This window comes from Bacillus sp. TH17, from assembly GCF_016651125.1.
Classification (GTDB): Bacteria; Bacillota; Bacilli; order Bacillales; family Bacillaceae_G; genus Bacillus_A; species Bacillus_A mycoides.
The window spans coordinates 430,001-449,486 of record NZ_JAEKEN010000001.1 but is presented as its reverse complement, the minus strand read 5'-3'; the positions used below and the strand labels follow the sequence as shown (position 1 = coordinate 449,486).

Here is a 19,486-nt window from a genome sequence, read left to right as displayed (position 1 = left end):
GCCTACTTTAAAATGTTTTCAAATAATTCATCGGCTGGAACGATTTCTTTCGTCATTCCTTTGTCTTTCAACCATTTGTTTTGTTTCTCCCATGACTCTTTTGAATCCGATAAGAATGGCTCATCTTTCGTTTCCATCTTCTCTAATAAAATTTTCATACTTTCTTTTTCAACTTCTGGTACAAGCGGGAAGTTTTCTTTTTCTTGATGATTTAATAAAATATTTAATGCTTCATCGGGTTTTTTCTTCATAAAGTCATACCCTTTTTGTGCCCCACGTAAAAAGGCTTGCAATGCTTCTTTATCTTTTTTCAACGTTTTATCACCCGTTACAAACACAAGCTCATGATAGTTTGGTACACCATAATCTGCTGGATTAAAGTATGCTGGTTCATGACCTTCATGACGCATAACAGGTACTTCATGGTTAATGTATGCCCCTGTTACCGCATCCACTTTTTTCGTAATTAATGCTGGTACTAAATCAAAGCCAACATCGACTACTTTCACTGTATCTGGATTACCACCAGCTTCTTTTACCATCGTTTTTAAATACATCTCACTTAAAGGTGTTCCAGAATATCCAACTGTTTTCCCCTCTAAATCTTTTGGCGATTGAATGCCTGCTGACTTCAGTGATACAACATGATTTAACGGTGAACGTACGACAGCTCCAATTGATTTCACTGGAATTTGTTCATTTGCTTTTGCCATGACAACATCTGGTTGATAATACAAACCAACTGTCACTTTCCCTGCTGCCGCTAGCGTCAATGGATCAGTCGGATTAGAAGGGAATTTAATATTCACCTTGACTCCTTCTTCTTTAAAGTATCCTTTTTCAATTGCCGTATAAATAAAGCTATGTACCGCATTCGGGTACCAATCAAGCATTACTGTTATTTCTTTTTCTGATTTATTCTTATCTGATGCCGAGTTACTCGAACATCCTGCAATCATTGCAACTAATAATGTAAACACAAAGATGCGTTTTAATAATTTCATGAATGTTTCCTCCAACTAATAAATTTCTTTTCTAATATCGAAACAAGTATGACGAAGAAAATAGCTAATAATGATAACAATACAATTGGTGCAAATACACCAGCTCCGTCTAACTGCGTCATCATTCTTTTACTGAAATATCCAAGCCCAGCTTGTGCACCGAGCCATTCACCAATCGCTGCCCCAATAACGCTAAGTGGTACCGCAATTTTTAACGCTGAAAAAAAGTAAGGAAGAGCAGATGGCAACTTTAGCTTTAGAAAAACATCTTTTTTCGTTGCACCATATGTAACTAATAGCTCCTCCCATTCTTTTTTCGTACTGCGCAGTCCATCATACGTATTGACCGCAATTGGGAAAAACGTAATTAAAACGGTAACAACAACCTTACTCCAGATGGTATATCCAAACCATAAAACGAAGAGCGGCGCAAGCGCAGTAATCGGGATTGTTTGTGAAGCAACTAATAACGGATAAAATGCTCTTTCCATCCACGTACTCGCATTCATTAACATTGCTATCCCTACGCCCAGTACGATAGAAATAACAACGCCTATTAAAACGACGTACAACGTTGCAGGTAAATGAACCGTAAATAATATATCTTTCAGCGCCCATATCTTCATTACAATTGCAGAAGGTGATGGCAAAATGTACATCTCATCTACAATTCTTGCTCCTACTTCCCACAGAGCAAGTAAAATTCCACTTAATATAAGGGCAGGTAATAACTCCTTCAAGCGATTCATCATACGAGTACCTGCCTTTGTAACATACTAAGGAGCTCTTCTTTAAGCGCTAACACTTCAGGCTTATATAAATCTTTTCTTGTTCGGTTACGATCAAGCGGCACAATTCGCTCAGTTAAAGTTGCTATCGGTTGATTTTCTACAACCAAAATTCGATTAGAAAGAAACAATGCTTCTTCAACATCATGAGTGATAAATAAAATTGTTTTTTCCCACTCTTTCCATTGTTCAAACAACCATTCTTGCAAAGATGCCTTCGTTAAAGCGTCCAATGCGCTAAACGGTTCATCTAACAATAATATCTCCCCTCCTGTTAATAAAGTTCGGATAAAAGATACGCGTTGCCTCATACCACCAGATAAATCTTTCGGATATTTTTTCTCGTACCCTTGTAAACCAAATTTATGTAACAGTTCTTTCGCTTTTACTTGCGCTTCTTTCTTCTGCACACCTTGGCACTCTAGCGGCAGAGCCGCATTCTCAATAATCGTCCTCCACGGCAAGAGCATATCTTTTTGGGGCATATACCCTACAGAATGACTCTTCTTTGTTTCTGTCAGCTCTATCTGTCCAGTACTTGCCTCTTCTAAGCCTGTAATAAGGCGAAATAAAGTACTTTTCCCGCATCCACTCGGTCCGATAATACTTACAAACTCTTTATCTTGTATAGAAGCATTTAATTCATTGATGATTGGTTTTTCATCATAATGAAAGGAAACATTATGAAACTGTAGTATGTTCTTGCTCCTCAAAACCCCACATCTCCTTACGATAAGCCATATCCCAGAATAAATATTCAAATCGGCTGGAATATAAGAAAATCTCCTCTAATCGGTCTAGCTCTTTCTCTGACTTTCCAACTGCCATTTCATTTAATAAATCTATTAACCAAATACAAAGGTTACCGTATTCTTCAGAACTATATCCTTGAATCCACTCTCCAAAGAACTCATGATCTCTTGCTCCAGGAATATCATTTAAACGCTTTCCAATCTCCCAATAACTCCACATACATGGAAGTAAAGCTGATATTAATTCAGCAATTGTGCCATTTTGAGATACAGACATCATGTAATTTGTATATGCTAAATTTTTAGCAGATGGTTTTGCAGATTCCATCTCTTGTACAGAAATGCCAAGTCTTTTTGCATACTGTTTATGAATCGTCATTTCACCATTTAAAATCCCATCAATTTGCTCTGCAAATTTTGCCATAACTTGTGGATTCGTTGCCTTTACAACCCCAATTGCATATAGCTTTGCATACTCTAACAAATATAAATAATCTTGAATAATATAGTACTGGAATTTGTCTTTTTCCAACGTACCATCCCCCATACCTACTACAAACGGATGATTATGACTTTTCTCCCAAACAGGCTGCACCGTATCAAATAATCTTTCACAAAATTTCATTAATAATTCCCCTTCCTATATATCTATTTATCTCAATAAAAAAACCACTTCTGTATATAAGAAGTGGTTACAGCAAATAAAATTATAATTTATTCGTTGTTCCACTTCCCTTCGCTAGTATTATCTAGATCAGGTGTTGTAAGGGTTAAGGATTATTCCTCTCTCAGCACGAAAAGCACCCCTAGTGGTGTTAATATGAAATTTTCAAATAAAAAAGCCCCGTTTCTATACGCAAAGAAACGGGGACTCATTGTTAATGTCCGAATTGCTTCCCTACGCTAGCATAATCTAGATCAGGTAATAAAAAGGATCAAAGGCTTACGGCCCTACTCTCAGCTGGCAACACCAGCCCTCCTAGCAAACTATAAAATTATCACTGTCAGTATAACACCGCCATAAGACATCATCAACTGTTTTAATTTTCTTAATTAAGAATTAATTCTTAACGTGTTAAACAAATATAAATGCGACCTCACAAATGATATATACAATATTTATATACGAATCTCTCTTCTGACATTATTTTTATTGATTTCATATTACATTTATGTGAATACGACCAATATATTATATCTTTATACTATAATAAAATTACAACTATACAACTAGAGGAGGTCTTTATTACATGAATATGAAAGCCACAGCTTTAACAGCAACTACTATCGCAATTGCTTCTTTACTTCCTTCTATGGGAGAATCCGATATACAAACAGCGGCTGCTAAGCAACCATCTACAGTAAAAACTGGATATGTAAAAATTGACAACGTTGCACTACATCAAAATAGCCATACAGACAGTGCAATAATTGATACCATTCGATTTAATAGCCCGGTTACTATTCTTGAAACAGTTCAAGATTGGTATAAAGTATCTGTTAACAACAAAACAGGCTATATGAAAAAAGATGCAATTCTATTCAAAAAAAATGTTCAACCAAAGTCTCAATATATCGTAAATGCAAACGCATTAAACGTTCGTTCTGAACCTAATACAGAGTCTTCTATTCTAGATATATTACCAAATGGTCAATTCATTACCATTCAAGGTGAACAAGGAGATTGGTACAAAATATTACATAACGGTCAAATTGGTTACGTACAAAAAACATTTGTATCTAATGGATCCACACCTCTAGTAAAAGGTGTAACAGTACAAGGTTCTCCATCGTATACTGTTGCAACACCAAAATTAAATGTACGTAGCAATGCTAGCACAAATGGCACTCTACTTGGCTCATTACAAAATGGTACACAAGTACAAGTAGTAGAAACGGTAGGTACTTGGTATAAAATTCGTTTTGGCACAGGATACGGATATGTAGCAAAACACTATGTAGTGCAAAATCAAAATCAAGCACACGCTAAAACAGCTCAAACTGCATCAATTCCAGCAGTTTTCAAATTCCCTACTCAAGGGAAAATCAGCTCCACTTTTGATATGCGCTGGGAGCAAATGCATTATGGTATAGATATAGCAGCACAAGGAAATGTCTCTATTCAAGCTGCTGCTGCAGGTAAGGTTGTGAAATCTTATTATTCGGCTAGCTACGGCAATGTCGTGTTCATCGCCCATCAAATAAATGGGAAATTATATACAACAGTTTATGCTCATATGAAGGATCGCACTGTACAAGCTGGTGATCAAGTACAAACTGGACAATTAGTAGGTCATATGGGAAACACAGGTCATTCATACGGGCAACATCTCCATTTTGAATTACATAATGGGGAATGGAATTTTGAAAAAACAAATGCAGTAAACCCACTGCCATATTTAGTTAGGTAAATTATATGCCACGCAATATACCTCTCTTTATTGAATACCTGGCCTTTTTAGGTTTAATCTGTTGTTTAATCATTTATAATACGAACACTGTATTTTTATCTATTATTATTGCTTTTGTTGCTTTAGAAATCATTATGGAAGCATTACAAATGCGGCTAAAACAAAAAATTGCCCATATTTATAATGTAATTTTTCTTTTAAGTGCTCTTATAACAAATATAATTAGTAATGGTTTTTATTTATCTACCGTACTTCCTGTATTCTTTATAGGTGTTTTATTATTCATAGCTAGATACGTTCATGTTCCTAATAACCAAAAACATGAACAAGAAGCTTAGAAAGAGGAGACACTGTGTACCAATCTTTCAAAGATAATCCAATGAAATATATATTGAATTTATATGAAAAAATGAATACTTTTTTTGGTATACAAGGAAGTTATACTGCACAATTTCTCCTTTATGGAATGTTATTTCTTATCTTAGTTACTTTCTCCTTGCTTTACTAACAAAAAAAGGATCTCACATAAACTTGAGATCCTTTTTAATTTATATTAATTTTTAATATGTAAAATAAGGTTTATCCACAAGCATATTTTTCATAAATGAAACTAAGATTATATTTTTTCTCTAAGCTCATTCTTTGTTCATCGTCGCACCAATAGAAAAGAATATCATGAATCGTTGCATAACGCTTATTTTTAAGAAATAGTTTAAAGAATGATGGTAAACAATCATGTAATTGTATAAATATATAATTGCGTAGTATTTCTTCTTTGTATTCAATTCCCTTACAAATATACAGTAATTCTTCACAGTAATATGCATGCTGTGGAACTTGGATCATTTCGAAAAATGGTACATATGATAGTAGCTTTCCAATAAAATGACCATACCGATCCATTACCCCTATCGTCATATGCTCCATCATTTCTTTCATCACATATAAATAATCATCTACATGAGTTGTCTTTAAAGGGTCTAATCGATCGAAAATTTGTGAAAGTACAGCTCTTTGACAAGCTAAAACCGCTTGACTAGGTCCATAATATGATAGGAAGTCTGTACACTTACGATATTTTCGTAATAAGTCATGTGTATATAAATCATACACAAAAGTATTACAATACATTGCCAGACTCATCATATCACTATTTAATTGCTCTTTTGACAGTAGCTTAGCTCGCTTACACATATAAAAGAATGTAAATTCCAATACTTCTTTATGAGATAATAGATGTTTGCAATCTGTTATACATTTCTCATTAAATTTAACTCGATCCCAAATTTCTACATCCTCAGCTGTTAATTCACCAATACGATATTTAATAATTAAATAGTTTAAAGCAACTGCTTTCGTCAAAAGATCCCATGTTTCATACTCCAATGAAGTTCGGACAAATTCATCTAGCCCTTGGGTTATCATAAAAGCATTTGCCTCTTCATACCAACCAATCTCTTGACATAAACGAAGAATACGTACTAGAGTTGGAATTTCATCTTTATGAAACTGCGGTAAATTCTTTACTTTATTCATGCCATATACGATAAATGGCGCTAAATTTTCTTCTTTATAAAATTCTTTTTCTTTCCATACTAATATAGTTCGCTCTTTCCCTTCACCTTTTGGATGACAAGGTACAAGCAAAGAAAATAACTCAGCGAAATTATTTGGTTCTATATATGTATCTGTAACCAAATTCCAATTTGGATCGCCCTGTACAGCCCTCATATAATTCCCCTTCCCTTTTTATCCCGCTATTTGCGGGCAGTAAGACTCCCACCTCAAAATTCTGCGAATGCGAGGAAGTTAGGTAGGAGATAAAACTGCCCATAAAAGCCCGATTGGTTCAACTAATAATTATTGGGGGATGGACACCCCCCAATAATTAAAGTTTCACTTTATCTATGTAGGAAATATTAATTCATTATTACATCATTAACAATGAATATTGTTATATTCAAAATCTATCATAATACTTATATCTCTCAGTATATCATTTTTTCTCTTATTAAAAATCAGGAATGACAAATTTAAAAAAACTGTCAAAAATATTGACTCTATACTTATTATATAATGTCTCAGATACATCACGCTAACATATTAGCTTAATCCGTATATACTAGAATAATGTATCTGATCTTTATACATAATTTATTCCATATGCTCTGAGATTTCACTTAAAGCAAACCCTGCTTGACCATCTACTGATTTTCTTATAGCTAAATCACCTAGTGCTAGCATCCCAACAAGTTGACCGCTCTCAACTACCGGTAACCGTCTAATTTGATGTTGTGCCATTAATTCTGTAGCTTTTTCAATAGAATCATCTGGAGAAACTGAAACAATGTTTGTTGTCATTACATTTGTAATTTGATTAGATCCAGGATGTTTTTCAGCAATCCCACGAACAACTAAGTCTCGATCAGTAACAAGCCCAACAACTTGTTTATTTTCAATAACAGGAATCAATCCAACCGATTCTTCCTTCATTTTTACAGCTGCCTCATATACATTGTCTAATGGTGTACAATGTACGATATGAGTACTCATAAGTTCTCTAACTTGCGTCATTTTTCATCTCCTCCTTTTAATACATACCATAGCTTTTCCTAAATCCCTTTATTTATTTCGGGAAAATAAGGTGATAAAAAGAGGCTTATACATAATAAAAAAGAGTCAGCAATATGCTGACTCTTTTTTTATGACCCGTACGGGATTCGAACCCGTGTTACCGCCGTGAAAGGGCGGTGTCTTAACCACTTGACCAACGGGCCATGGCTCCGCAGGTAGGACTCGAACCTACGACCGATCGGTTAACAGCCGATAGCTCTACCACTGAGCTACTGCGGAATATATATGGTGGGCCTAAATGGACTCGAACCATCGACCTCACGCTTATCAGGCGTGCGCTCTAACCAGCTGAGCTATAGGCCCATATACTTTACAGGGGCAGTAGGAATTGAACCCACACTGGAGGTTTTGGAGACCTCAGTTCTACCTTTAAACTATGCCCCTAAATGGTGCCGGCTAGAGGACTTGAACCCCCAACCTACTGATTACAAGTCAGTTGCTCTACCAATTGAGCTAAGCCGGCATAAAAAAAAACAAAAAAATGGTGGCTCGGGACGGAATCGAACCGCCGACACGAGGATTTTCAGTCCTCTGCTCTACCGACTGAGCTACCGAGCCAACATAAAATGGCGGTCCCGACCGGGGTCGAACCGGCGATCTCCTGCGTGACAGGCAGGCATGTTAACCACTACACCACGGGACCATTGGTTGCGGGGACAGGATTTGAACCTGCGACCTTCGGATTATGAGCCCGACGAGCTACCGTACTGCTCCACCCCGCGACGATATTATGTTTTAAAAATAAATGGAGGAGGTAGAGGGATTCGAACCCCCGCGCGACTCTCGCCGCCTGTCGGTTTTCAAGACCGATCCCTTCAGCCGAACTTGGGTATACCTCCATGAAGGAAAAATTAATATCTTATTCATTTTTATATGTAACTAAACCACTTTTTTAAAAAATGGAGGAGGTAGAGGGATTCGAACCCCCGCGCGACTCTCGCCGCCTGTCGGTTTTCAAGACCGATCCCTTCAGCCGAACTTGGGTATACCTCCGACATATAAAAAATAAAGTGGAGCCTAGCGGGATCGAACCGCTGACCTCCTGCGTGCAAGGCAGGCGCTCTCCCAGCTGAGCTAAGGCCCCATGTTTTTGGGGAAATCGGGAAGACAGGATTTGAACCTGCGACCCCCTGGTCCCAAACCAGGTGCTCTACCAAGCTGAGCCACTTCCCGTTAATAAAAGCGCGCCCGAGAGGAGTCGAACCCCTAACCTCTTGATCCGTAGTCAAACGCTCTATCCAATTGAGCTACGGGCGCATATGGTGCCGAGGGCGGGGGTCGAACCCGCACGGTGGTCACCCACCGCAGGATTTTAAGTCCTGTGCGTCTGCCTGTTCCGCCACCCCGGCATGTCATACTGAAAAATGGAGCGGAAGACGGGATTCGAACCCGCGACCCCAACCTTGGCAAGGTTGTATTCTACCACTGAACTACTTCCGCAAGACATGTTTGAGTTATTTTATTAAAAGTGCGGGTGAAGGGAGTCGAACCCCCACGCCAAAGGCGCTAGATCCTAAGTCTAGTGCGTCTGCCAATTCCGCCACACCCGCATATTTTTTAAGAAAATGGTGAGCCATGAAGGATTCGAACCTTCGACCCTCTGATTAAAAGTCAGATGCTCTACCAACTGAGCTAATGGCTCTTAATGGCTGGGCTAGCTGGATTCGAACCAGCGCATGACGGAGTCAAAGTCCGTTGCCTTACCGCTTGGCTATAGCCCAATAATTAAGAAATGGTGGAGGGGGGCAGATTCGAACTGCCGAACCCGAAGGAGCGGATTTACAGTCCGCCGCGTTTAGCCACTTCGCTACCCCTCCGACATATATGGTGGAGGATGACGGGATCGAACCGCCGACCCCCTGCTTGTAAGGCAGGTGCTCTCCCAGCTGAGCTAATCCTCCATTTTGCCTGGCAACGTCCTACTCTCGCAGGGACAAGGTCCCAACTACCATTGGCGCTAGAGAGCTTAACTTCCGTGTTCGGTATGGAAACGGGTGTGACCTCTCTGCCATCATTACCAGACTATATTCGATTGAGACAAACATTATTATACTTGATTCACTTAGAAAGTCAATAAGTTTTTTATATTCTCTCAAAACTAGATAACGTTGCTTCATATTATATGGTTAAGTCCTCGATCTATTAGTATTCGTCAGCTCCACATGTCACCATGCTTCCACCTCGAACCTATCAACCTGATCATCTTTCAGGGATCTTACTAGCTTACGCTATGGGAAATCTCATCTTGAGGGGGGCTTCATGCTTAGATGCTTTCAGCACTTATCCCTTCCGCACATAGCTACCCAGCTATGCCCTTGGCAGAACAACTGGTACACCAGCGGTGCGTCCATCCCGGTCCTCTCGTACTAAGGACAGCTCCTCTCAAATTTCCTGCGCCCACGACGGATAGGGACCGAACTGTCTCACGACGTTCTGAACCCAGCTCGCGTACCGCTTTAATGGGCGAACAGCCCAACCCTTGGGACCGACTACAGCCCCAGGATGCGATGAGCCGACATCGAGGTGCCAAACCTCCCCGTCGATGTGGACTCTTGGGGGAGATAAGCCTGTTATCCCCGGGGTAGCTTTTATCCGTTGAGCGATGGCCCTTCCATGCGGAACCACCGGATCACTAAGCCCGACTTTCGTCCCTGCTCGACTTGTAGGTCTCGCAGTCAAGCTCCCTTATGCCTTTGCACTCTACGAATGATTTCCAACCATTCTGAGGGAACCTTTGGGCGCCTCCGTTACACTTTAGGAGGCGACCGCCCCAGTCAAACTGCCCACCTGACACTGTCTCCCGGGTCGATAAGACCCGTAGGTTAGAATTTCAATACAGTCAGGGCGGTATCCCACCAGCGCCTCCACCGAAGCTAGCGCTCCGGTTTCAATGGCTCCCGCCTATCCTGTACAAACTGTACCAAAATTCAATATCAGGCTACAGTAAAGCTCCACGGGGTCTTTCCGTCCTGTCGCGGGTAACCTGCATCTTCACAGGTACTATAATTTCACCGAGTCTCTGGTTGAGACAGTGCCCAAATCGTTACACCTTTCGTGCGGGTCGGAACTTACCCGACAAGGAATTTCGCTACCTTAGGACCGTTATAGTTACGGCCGCCGTTTACTGGGGCTTCAGTTCAGAGCTTCGCTTACGCTAACCCCTCTCCTTAACCTTCCAGCACCGGGCAGGTGTCAGCCCCTATACTTCGCCTTACGGCTTCGCAGAGACCTGTGTTTTTGCTAAACAGTCGCTTGGGCCTATTCACTGCGGCTTTCCGTTAAGAAAGCACCCCTTCTCCCGAAGTTACGGGGTCATTTTGCCGAGTTCCTTAACCAGAGTTCTCTCGCACACCTTAGGATTCTCTCCTCGCCTACCTGTGTCGGTTTGCGGTACAGGCACCTTTTATCTCGCTAGAAGCTTTTCTTGGCAGCGGGGAATCAAAGACTTCGCTCCATAAGGAGCTTCCCCATCACAGCTCAGCCTTCACGATAAGCGGATTTGCCTACTTATCAGCCTAACTGCTTGGACGTGCACAACCAATCGCACGCTTCTTCTATCCTTCTGCGTCCCTCCATTGCTCAAACGATAAAGAGGTGGTACAGGAATATCAACCTGTTGTCCATCGCCTACGCCTGTCGGCCTCGGCTTAGGTCCTGACTAACCCTGAGCGGACGAGCCTTCCTCAGGAAACCTTAGGCATTCGGTGGACGGGATTCTCACCCGTCTTTCGCTACTCATACCGGCATTCTCACTTCTAAGCGCTCCACCAGTCCTTCCGGTCTGACTTCACTGCACTTAGAACGCTCCCCTACCACTGATACCATTGGTATCAATTCGCAGCTTCGGTGGTGTATTTAGCCCCGGTACATTTTCGGCGCAGAGTCACTCGACTAGTGAGCTATTACGCACTCTTTAAATGGTGGCTGCTTCTGAGCCAACATCCTAGTTGTCTAAGCAACTCCACATCCTTTTCCACTTAATACACACTTTGGGACCTTAGCTGGCGATCTGGGCTGTTTCCCTCTTGACTACGGATCTTATCACTCGCAGTCTGACTCCTAAGGATAAGTCATTGGCATTCGGAGTTTGACTGAATTCGGTAATCCGATGAGGACCCCTAGTTCAATCAGTGCTCTACCTCCAAGACTCTTACACTTAAGGCTAGCCCTAAAGCTATTTCGGGGAGAACCAGCTATCTCCAGGTTCGATTGGAATTTCTCCGCTACCCACACCTCATCCCCGCACTTTTCAACGTGCGTGGGTTCGAGCCTCCATTCAGTGTTACCTGAACTTCACCCTGGACATGGGTAGATCACCTGGTTTCGGGTCTACGACCACGTACTAAACGCCCTATTCAGACTCGCTTTCGCTGCGGCTCCGCCTCTTCAGCTTAACCTCGCACGGGATCGTAACTCGCCGGTTCATTCTACAAAAGGCACGCCATCACCCATTAACGGGCTCTGACTATTTGTAGGCACACGGTTTCAGGATCTCTTTCACTCCCCTTCCGGGGTGCTTTTCACCTTTCCCTCACGGTACTGGTTCACTATCGATCACTAGGGAGTATTTAGCCTTGGGAGATGGTCCTCCCAGATTCCGACGGAATTTCACGTGTTCCGCCGTACTCAGGATACATTCAAGAGAGAACGAAGTTTCGACTACGGGGTTATTACCCTCTGTGACGGACCTTTCCAGGTCGCTTCGTCTACCTCGTTCCTTTGTAACTCCGTATAGAATGTCCTACAACCCCAAGAGGCAAGCCTCTTGGTTTGGGCTAGATTCCGTTTCGCTCGCCGCTACTCAGGAAATCGCATTTGCTTTCTCTTCCTCCAGGTACTTAGATGTTTCAGTTCCCTGGGTCTGTCTTCCATACCCTATGTATTCAGGTAAGGATACCATACCATTACGTATAGTGGGTTTCCCCATTCGGAAATCTTCGGATCAAAGCTTACTTACAGCTCCCCGAAGCATATCGGCGTTAGTCCCGTCCTTCATCGACTCCTAGTGTCAAGGCATCCACCGTGCGCCCTTTCTAACTTAACCAAACTAAAATTAAAAAAATATGAGCTACACTGTTATCTAGTTTTCAAAGAACATACATTTAAACTTGAGAGATAGTTCTCTCAAAACTGAACGAAACAAAACAAGTCAACGTTTATTGATGAACTGCGTTCATCAATTCTCCATAGAAAGGAGGTGATCCAGCCGCACCTTCCGATACGGCTACCTTGTTACGACTTCACCCCAATCATCTGTCCCACCTTAGGCGGCTGGCTCCATAAAGGTTACCCCACCGACTTCGGGTGTTACAAACTCTCGTGGTGTGACGGGCGGTGTGTACAAGGCCCGGGAACGTATTCACCGCGGCATGCTGATCCGCGATTACTAGCGATTCCAGCTTCATGTAGGCGAGTTGCAGCCTACAATCCGAACTGAGAACGGTTTTATGAGATTAGCTCCACCTCGCGGTCTTGCAGCTCTTTGTACCGTCCATTGTAGCACGTGTGTAGCCCAGGTCATAAGGGGCATGATGATTTGACGTCATCCCCACCTTCCTCCGGTTTGTCACCGGCAGTCACCTTAGAGTGCCCAACTTAATGATGGCAACTAAGATCGAGGGTTGCGCTCGTTGCGGGACTTAACCCAACATCTCACGACACGAGCTGACGACAACCATGCACCACCTGTCACTCTGCTCCCGAAGGAGAAGCTCTATCTCTAGAGTTTTCAGAGGATGTCAAGACCTGGTAAGGTTCTTCGCGTTGCTTCGAATTAAACCACATGCTCCACCGCTTGTGCGGGCCCCCGTCAATTCCTTTGAGTTTCAGCCTTGCGGCCGTACTCCCCAGGCGGAGTGCTTAATGCGTTAACTTCAGCACTAAAGGGCGGAAACCCTCTAACACTTAGCACTCATCGTTTACGGCGTGGACTACCAGGGTATCTAATCCTGTTTGCTCCCCACGCTTTCGCGCCTCAGTGTCAGTTACAGACCAGAAAGTCGCCTTCGCCACTGGTGTTCCTCCATATCTCTACGCATTTCACCGCTACACATGGAATTCCACTTTCCTCTTCTGCACTCAAGTCTCCCAGTTTCCAATGACCCTCCACGGTTGAGCCGTGGGCTTTCACATCAGACTTAAGAAACCACCTGCGCGCGCTTTACGCCCAATAATTCCGGATAACGCTTGCCACCTACGTATTACCGCGGCTGCTGGCACGTAGTTAGCCGTGGCTTTCTGGTTAGGTACCGTCAAGGTGCCAGCTTATTCAACTAGCACTTGTTCTTCCCTAACAACAGAGTTTTACGACCCGAAAGCCTTCATCACTCACGCGGCGTTGCTCCGTCAGACTTTCGTCCATTGCGGAAGATTCCCTACTGCTGCCTCCCGTAGGAGTCTGGGCCGTGTCTCAGTCCCAGTGTGGCCGATCACCCTCTCAGGTCGGCTACGCATCGTCGCCTTGGTGAGCCGTTACCTCACCAACTAGCTAATGCGACGCGGGTCCATCCATAAGTGACAGCCGAAGCCGCCTTTCAATTTCGAACTATGCAGTTCAAAATATTATCCGGTATTAGCCCCGGTTTCCCGGAGTTATCCCAGTCTTATGGGTAGGTTACCCACGTGTTACTCACCCGTCCGCCGCTAACTTCATAAGAGCAAGCTCTTAATCCATTCGCTCGACTTGCATGTATTAGGCACGCCGCCAGCGTTCATCCTGAGCCAGGATCAAACTCTCCAATAAAGTTAGTTTGTCTAGCATCTAAAAATAAAAATTGACGTTCACGTTGTTTGTTTCGTTCAGTTTTCAAAGAACTTGTCTGCCGCTTCAAAAGCGACTTCATCATATTAACATCTTCATTTTTTGATGTCAACTATGTTTTCGAATTTATTTTTTGTCGTTTTCTGCGTTTCCGCATCAGCGACGTTTATTAATATACCATCATGATTTTTAAATAACAAGTATTTTTTATAAAAAAATACAAAAAGTTATCTATCCTATCTTTCTTCTATAGAAAGAACCCTTATCCTTTCTACTAAAAGCATTCATTTTGATTGTATACAAGTTACTATACACTATCATCAACCAGGCAGTATTTCACAATAACTTCCTAACCTTTAGTCTTCTCCTTTTTAAATTTTATAATTACCATAGTTCTACTTAAGAAAGACAAATAATCATTTAAATGTAGAGTAACAAAAAACGTGGCCACTATACTAAAGCAAAACTTTAATTCCTGATTTTTCTCTCCAATCAGGAATTTTGCTTCCACAAATAACAAACTTCCCCTCGAAATATTAACTTAAGATTATTTTTAGAATTTTTTTACATTTAATTAATGAAAGATATCCAATTTTTGTTATATAGTAAGAAAGTGCCCACAAAACTATAAATAAACTAATGGAGGAATTATTTTATGGATAGGTTAACAAAATTTTCATTAAAAAACCGAGCCGCTATTATTATCATAGTTTTTCTCATTTCCATACTCGGTGTTTATTCCGGCTCTAAATTACCTATGGAATTTTTACCAAGCATCGATAACCCAGCAATAACTGTTACGACATTATCTCAAGGGCTCGATGCTGAAACGATGACCAAGGACGTAACTGATCCCCTTGAAAAACAATTTCGTAATTTAGAACATATCGATGGCATCACTTCTTCCACACATGAAGGATTATCACGCATCGACATTGCATATACATCCAAGGCAAATATGAAAGACGCGGCACGCGAAGTCGAAAAAACAATTAATACGATTAAATTACCTAAAGATGTAACCAAACCTGTTGTTAGTCAATTAAATACTTCTATGATTCCACTCGCTCAAATTACCATCCAGAAGCAAAACGGATTTTCAAAAGCTGACGAAAAACAAATTGAGAAAAAAATCGTACCACAACTCGAAAGCATTAATGGTGTTGCCAATGTTATGTTTTTCGGAAAATCAACTTCCGAATTATCCATCGTACTTGATCCTAACCAACTAAAAGAGAAAAACGTAACATCACAGCAAGTATTAACAGTTTTACAAGGAAAAGAAACTTCCACTCCAGCCGGAGCAATTACCGTTAATAAGGCAGAATACAATCTTCGTGTCATCAGGGATATAAAAAATGTAAATGACATAAAAAACATCACCGTTACACCTCAAGTAAAATTACAAGATGTTGCTCAAATTGAATTAAAACAACATTACGATACAATCTCGCACATAAACGGGGAAGAAGGAACAGGATTAATCATCATGAAAGAGCCGAGTAAAAATGCGGTTGCAATCGGAAAAGAGATTGATAAAAAGATTAAAGATATAAGCAAGCAATATAAAGATCAATTCTCTATTAAACTTTTAGCTTCAACTCATGAGCAAGTTGAAAATGCTGTTACTAGTATGGGAAAAGAAGTAATCCTTGGGGCAATTGCTGCAACTCTCATTATCTTAATCTTTTTACGCAGCTTCCGAACAACACTCATCGCTGTCGTTAGTATTCCATTATCTATTTTATTAACACTATTTTTACTCCATCAATCTAACATCACACTTAACATTCTAACTCTTGGTGGCTTAGCCGTTGCAGTTGGACGTCTCGTCGATGATAGTATCGTTGTCATCGAGAATATTTTCCGTCGTTTACAAAAAGAATCTTTCTCTAAAGATATTATTCTCGATGCAACAAAAGAGGTCGCCGTCGCAATTACCTCTTCTACTTTAACGACAGTCGCCGTTTTTTTACCTATCGGTCTCGTATCGGGAGTAATCGGAAAACTAATGTTACCTATGGTGTTAGCAGTTGTGTATTCTATACTTTCTTCCTTAATTGTGGCATTAACAGTCGTTCCACTTATGGCTTTTTTACTGCTCAAAAAAACAAAACGTCGCAATTCACATTCTTCACCGCGATATGTCGCTACATTAAAGTGGGCTCTTTCTCATAAGTTTATCATTCTACTCACTTCTTTTTTATTATTTGCAGGATCAATTGCAGCCTACATACTACTTCCGAAAGCTAACATAAAGTCTGAGGACGATACAATGCTTTCCGTTAACATGACATTTCCAGGTGATTATGATTCTGAAGCTAAAAAACAAAAAGCCTTTGATTTCGAAAAGAAACTCCTCTCTAATTCTGATGTAACAGATGTTATTTTGCGAATGGGATCTAGCGCAGAAGATGCACAATGGGGACAGACAACTCAAAACAATCTTGCAACTATATTTGTAGTCTTTAAAAAAGGATCTGACATCGACCAATATATTAAAGAATTAAAAAAGGATCATACAGCTTTCGAACCAGCTGAACTTGATTATATAAAAACGAGTTACTCTGATTCCGGAGGCGGAAACAACTTACAATTTAACGTAACCGCTACTAACGAAACAAATTTAAAAAAGGCCGCTAACATCGTCGAAACAAAACTAAAAGGCATGGACGATCTCTCTAAAGTAAAAACAAATATAGAAGAATCTAAAAAAGAATGGCAAATTCATATCGATCAAACAAAGGCTGAGCAACTAGGTTTAACACCAGAATTAGCAGCACAACAAGTATCATTCCTTATGAAGAAATCTCCTATTGGGGAAATCTCAATCAATAATGAAAAAACAACTATTATGATAGAACATAAAAAGGCATCCGTTAACAAACAAGAAGATATTTTAAACACAAACATACTATCACCTATTAACGGACCAATTCCTTTAAAAGACATTGCAACTATTTCAGAAAAACAACTTCAAACGGAAATCTTCCATAAAGATGGGAAAGAAACGATTCAAATTACTGCAGAAGCTTCAAGTGAAGATTTAAGTAAAGTAAGCGCTGAAGTAAACAAAGCGATAGCTGACTTAGATTTACCTAACGGGGCAAAAGTAAATATCGCAGGTGCTACTGAATCTATGCAAGAGAACTTCACTGATTTATTTAAAATTATGGGGATTGCAATCGGGATTGTATATTTAATTATGGTTATCACATTCGGGCAAGCACGTGCTCCTTTCGCGATTTTATTCTCTTTACCATTAGCTGCTGTCGGCGGTATTTTAGGATTAATCATTTCAAGAACACCTGTTGACGTAAATTCATTAATCGGCGCATTAATGTTAATCGGGATTGTCGTTACAAATGCTATTGTATTAATAGAAAGAGTGCAACAAAATCGGGAAAACGGTATGGAAACAAGAGAAGCCTTACTAGAAGCAGGATCTACTAGATTACGCCCAATTATTATGACAGCTATAACAACAATCGTCGCTATGCTACCGCTCCTATTCGGTCAATCTCAAGCAGGAAGTATGGTATCCAAAAGTCTGGCCGTCGTTGTAATCGGTGGTTTGGCAGTCTCAACCGTTCTTACATTAGTAGTCGTTCCCGTTATGTATGAACTATTAGATAAAATCGGGAGAAAAAGACGCTCTCGCAGAAAAATAAGCACTTCTACAGAAACACCTGATATTTAAACCAAAAGGCGTTATCTTCAATTATGAAGATAACGCCTTTTTTATCCCTCTATCTATCCATAATATAATCCATCACTTTTTTACCATACTTCTCTAGCGGCTCTCCAGAATCCACAATAAGATATTCACCATGTAAAGGCCTTTTACTGCCAGCCAGACATTTTTTAAATGCTACCTCTGATTCTACTTTTGTAATTTGACTTATCTTACGTTCACGCGTTTGTAACCTACGATTAATTTCTTCTATATTATTAAGATAACATTCAATATATTTATATGTAGCACCATGTTTCTGACATAAATCTATTCCTTTTTTAACCATCCCTTCATAGAGACATGGACTATCTAATATCACACTGTGCTCTTGTTCCAACAAAAAACCTATCAGTTTCCACTCAATATCATAGGAGACTCCCCCAACAACTGTCGATTCACTCCCTCTTACCGTTAATGATTTTAATAAATGTCCGTAAAAAAACTCCCTGTTTATAAACAGAGAGTTCTTTTACGGACATTTATGCCGCTTTTACCTTCTTCGTCGTTTTACGACTTTTTTTCGCTCCTGTAAAACGCTTGTGTAATACAGATGCTACGAAACGAGAAATGATATTAAAGAGTAATACCATAATAATTAATACCGCTGCAGATTTTGTTGCAATTAACTTCGCATCCGGGATAATCCCTTCAGAGTTTAATTTCCAAATGTGAACAGCTAACGTTTCAGCTGGTCTAAATGGATTTAAAGGATGCGAGGGGCTCGAGAAGTCCGCTGCTGAATTTAAAATAGGTGATGTTAAACCCGCTGTATAAATTAACGCCGCAGCTTCACCGAATATACGGCCTGCCGCTAAAATAATACCTGTAATGATTTGTGGTAACGAAGACGGGATAATGATGCGGGCAATTGTTTGCCATTTCGTTGCACCCAGTCCAAGACTCGCCTCTTTTACATTATGAGGAACTTCAGAAATCGCATTTTCACAAACACGTGTTAAACCAGGCAAATTCAAAATAGTTAAAGCAAGAGCTCCACCCATTACTGTATATCCCCAGCCTGTCATGGTAACAAATACTAATAAGCCAAATAGTCCAACAACAATAGAAGGTAAAGACGCCATTGTTTCAATACATAAACGAACAAAACTTAAAAAACGACCTTGTTTTGCATACTCCGCTAAATATATTCCAGCCCCTAGTCCAAGAGGAATAGATATAATAAGTGTTATAACAAGCATGTAGAAAGAATTGAATAACTGTGGACCAATTCCCCCACCAGCTCTTGTATTGCTTGGTTCTCCGAATAAGAAACTAGGATCCCAAAATCCCCATCCCTTTTGCAGAATTTCGTACATTAAAAAAGCCAGCAAAGCTACAACTAAAGCTGCAACCCCATAAAAGATACCTGTCCAAACTTTATTTACCGTTCTTGCATTCATT

General features: G+C 40.5%; 10 protein-coding genes, 20 tRNA genes, 3 rRNA genes, 1 pseudogene and 2 riboswitches. Of the genes and pseudogenes, 3 read left to right on the top strand and 31 right to left on the bottom strand.

Features of this window, described 5'->3' with window-relative positions; all coding sequences use genetic code 11:
• Positions 1–2: 2 nt before the first annotated feature.
• From JFT95_RS02140 to tenA, 4 genes are read right to left on the bottom strand one after another with little or no spacing between them, the layout of a single operon-like run.
• Positions 3–1,004: an ABC transporter substrate-binding protein gene (locus JFT95_RS02140; RefSeq protein ID WP_002125329.1), complete on the bottom strand. Its 1,002-nt coding sequence runs from the start codon at positions 1,002–1,004 to the stop codon at positions 3–5.
• On the bottom strand, positions 1,001–1,753 hold the full coding sequence (locus JFT95_RS02135; protein WP_201053579.1) for an ABC transporter permease: 753 nt from the start codon (positions 1,751–1,753) through the stop codon (positions 1,001–1,003). Before JFT95_RS02135 ends, JFT95_RS02140 begins: the two co-directional genes overlap by 4 nt.
• Complete coding sequence (locus tag JFT95_RS02130; RefSeq protein ID WP_061689269.1) at positions 1,753–2,505, bottom strand: ABC transporter ATP-binding protein; 753 nt, start codon at positions 2,503–2,505, stop codon at positions 1,753–1,755. Before JFT95_RS02130 ends, JFT95_RS02135 begins: the two co-directional genes overlap by 1 nt.
• A complete protein-coding gene (gene tenA / locus JFT95_RS02125; protein WP_201051252.1) occupies positions 2,474–3,169 on the bottom strand; it encodes a thiaminase II in 696 nt (231 codons plus the stop codon). The genes JFT95_RS02130 and tenA overlap by 32 nt, the downstream gene beginning before the upstream one ends.
• An 89-nt stretch (positions 3,170–3,258) precedes the next feature.
• A riboswitch (TPP riboswitch) is annotated at positions 3,259–3,362 on the bottom strand.
• Positions 3,363–3,422: 60 nt separating this feature from the next.
• A riboswitch (TPP riboswitch) is annotated at positions 3,423–3,535 on the bottom strand.
• Positions 3,536–3,794: 259 nt separating this feature from the next.
• On the opposite strand from tenA, the gene JFT95_RS02120 reads away from it, so the two are divergent.
• Together JFT95_RS02120 and JFT95_RS02115 are read left to right on the top strand one after the other, a co-directional pair.
• Positions 3,795–4,955 (top strand): SH3 domain-containing protein, encoded by a 1,161-nt coding sequence (locus tag JFT95_RS02120; protein WP_201051251.1) that lies wholly within the window; start codon positions 3,795–3,797, stop codon positions 4,953–4,955.
• 5 nt (positions 4,956–4,960) lie between these two features.
• Complete coding sequence (locus JFT95_RS02115; protein ID WP_002010638.1) at positions 4,961–5,293, top strand: hypothetical protein; 333 nt, start codon at positions 4,961–4,963, stop codon at positions 5,291–5,293.
• 241 nt (positions 5,294–5,534) lie between these two features.
• Here the strand turns inward: JFT95_RS02115 and JFT95_RS02110 are convergent, their stop codons facing one another.
• The 25 genes from JFT95_RS02110 to JFT95_RS01990 all read right to left on the bottom strand — a co-directional run bounded on the left by JFT95_RS02110 (position 5,535) and on the right by JFT95_RS01990 (position 14,331).
• Positions 5,535–6,686: a DUF3965 domain-containing protein gene (locus tag JFT95_RS02110; RefSeq protein ID WP_201051250.1), complete on the bottom strand. Its 1,152-nt coding sequence runs from the start codon at positions 6,684–6,686 to the stop codon at positions 5,535–5,537.
• A gap of 423 nt (positions 6,687–7,109) precedes the next feature.
• Complete coding sequence (locus JFT95_RS02105) at positions 7,110–7,529, bottom strand: CBS domain-containing protein (RefSeq protein ID WP_201051248.1); 420 nt, start codon at positions 7,527–7,529, stop codon at positions 7,110–7,112.
• A 131-nt stretch (positions 7,530–7,660) separates the two neighbouring features.
• Positions 7,661–7,732: transfer RNA gene (locus tag JFT95_RS02100), tRNA-Glu, on the bottom strand.
• Between the two features lies 1 nt (position 7,733).
• Positions 7,734–7,808: transfer RNA gene (locus tag JFT95_RS02095), tRNA-Asn, on the bottom strand.
• A 7-nt stretch (positions 7,809–7,815) separates the two neighbouring features.
• Positions 7,816–7,892: transfer RNA gene (locus JFT95_RS02090), tRNA-Ile, on the bottom strand.
• 10 nt (positions 7,893–7,902) lie between these two features.
• A tRNA-Trp gene (locus tag JFT95_RS02085) sits at positions 7,903–7,973 on the bottom strand.
• Between the two features lie 3 nt (positions 7,974–7,976).
• Positions 7,977–8,052 (bottom strand) — tRNA-Thr (locus JFT95_RS02080).
• A gap of 19 nt (positions 8,053–8,071) precedes the next feature.
• Positions 8,072–8,147, bottom strand: a tRNA-Phe gene (locus JFT95_RS02075).
• Between the two features lie 9 nt (positions 8,148–8,156).
• Positions 8,157–8,232, bottom strand: a tRNA-Asp gene (locus JFT95_RS02070).
• A gap of 2 nt (positions 8,233–8,234) precedes the next feature.
• Positions 8,235–8,311 (bottom strand) — tRNA-Met (locus JFT95_RS02065).
• 24 nt (positions 8,312–8,335) lie between these two features.
• Positions 8,336–8,428 (bottom strand) — tRNA-Ser (locus tag JFT95_RS02060).
• 61 nt (positions 8,429–8,489) lie between these two features.
• Positions 8,490–8,582, bottom strand: a tRNA-Ser gene (locus JFT95_RS02055).
• A gap of 18 nt (positions 8,583–8,600) precedes the next feature.
• Positions 8,601–8,673 (bottom strand) — tRNA-Ala (locus JFT95_RS02050).
• A 15-nt stretch (positions 8,674–8,688) separates the two neighbouring features.
• Positions 8,689–8,762 (bottom strand) — tRNA-Pro (locus JFT95_RS02045).
• 10 nt (positions 8,763–8,772) lie between these two features.
• A tRNA-Arg gene (locus JFT95_RS02040) sits at positions 8,773–8,846 on the bottom strand.
• Positions 8,847–8,849: 3 nt separating this feature from the next.
• Positions 8,850–8,938 (bottom strand) — tRNA-Leu (locus JFT95_RS02035).
• A 16-nt stretch (positions 8,939–8,954) separates the two neighbouring features.
• Positions 8,955–9,029, bottom strand: a tRNA-Gly gene (locus JFT95_RS02030).
• Positions 9,030–9,058: 29 nt separating this feature from the next.
• Positions 9,059–9,139 (bottom strand) — tRNA-Leu (locus JFT95_RS02025).
• Between the two features lie 16 nt (positions 9,140–9,155).
• Positions 9,156–9,231, bottom strand: a tRNA-Lys gene (locus JFT95_RS02020).
• A 4-nt stretch (positions 9,232–9,235) separates the two neighbouring features.
• Positions 9,236–9,310 (bottom strand) — tRNA-Gln (locus JFT95_RS02015).
• A 12-nt stretch (positions 9,311–9,322) separates the two neighbouring features.
• Positions 9,323–9,406, bottom strand: a tRNA-Tyr gene (locus JFT95_RS02010).
• Positions 9,407–9,414: 8 nt separating this feature from the next.
• Positions 9,415–9,490 (bottom strand) — tRNA-Val (locus JFT95_RS02005).
• A 5-nt stretch (positions 9,491–9,495) separates the two neighbouring features.
• Positions 9,496–9,611, bottom strand: a 5S ribosomal RNA gene (gene rrf, locus JFT95_RS02000).
• Positions 9,612–9,711: 100 nt separating this feature from the next.
• Positions 9,712–12,633, bottom strand: a 23S ribosomal RNA gene (locus JFT95_RS01995).
• 146 nt (positions 12,634–12,779) lie between these two features.
• Positions 12,780–14,331, bottom strand: a 16S ribosomal RNA gene (locus JFT95_RS01990).
• Together the 16S, 23S and 5S rRNA genes with 20 tRNA genes alongside form the textbook arrangement of a ribosomal RNA operon.
• 673 nt (positions 14,332–15,004) lie before the next feature.
• Here JFT95_RS01990 and JFT95_RS01985 point away from each other — a divergent pair.
• Positions 15,005–18,049 carry an efflux RND transporter permease subunit gene (locus JFT95_RS01985; protein WP_201051246.1) on the top strand — a complete coding sequence of 1,015 codons (3,045 nt, stop codon included), beginning with the start codon at positions 15,005–15,007 and terminating at the stop codon, positions 18,047–18,049.
• 49 nt (positions 18,050–18,098) lie between these two features.
• Here the strand turns inward: JFT95_RS01985 and JFT95_RS01980 are convergent.
• A pseudogene (locus JFT95_RS01980) lies at positions 18,099–18,515 on the bottom strand (P-loop nucleotide/nucleoside kinase family protein); the annotation flags it as partial.
• A 49-nt stretch (positions 18,516–18,564) separates the two neighbouring features.
• Positions 18,565–19,485: a phosphate ABC transporter permease PstA gene (gene pstA / locus JFT95_RS01975; protein ID WP_002010630.1), complete on the bottom strand. Its 921-nt coding sequence runs from the start codon at positions 19,483–19,485 to the stop codon at positions 18,565–18,567.
• Between the last annotated feature and the right edge of the window lies 1 nt (position 19,486).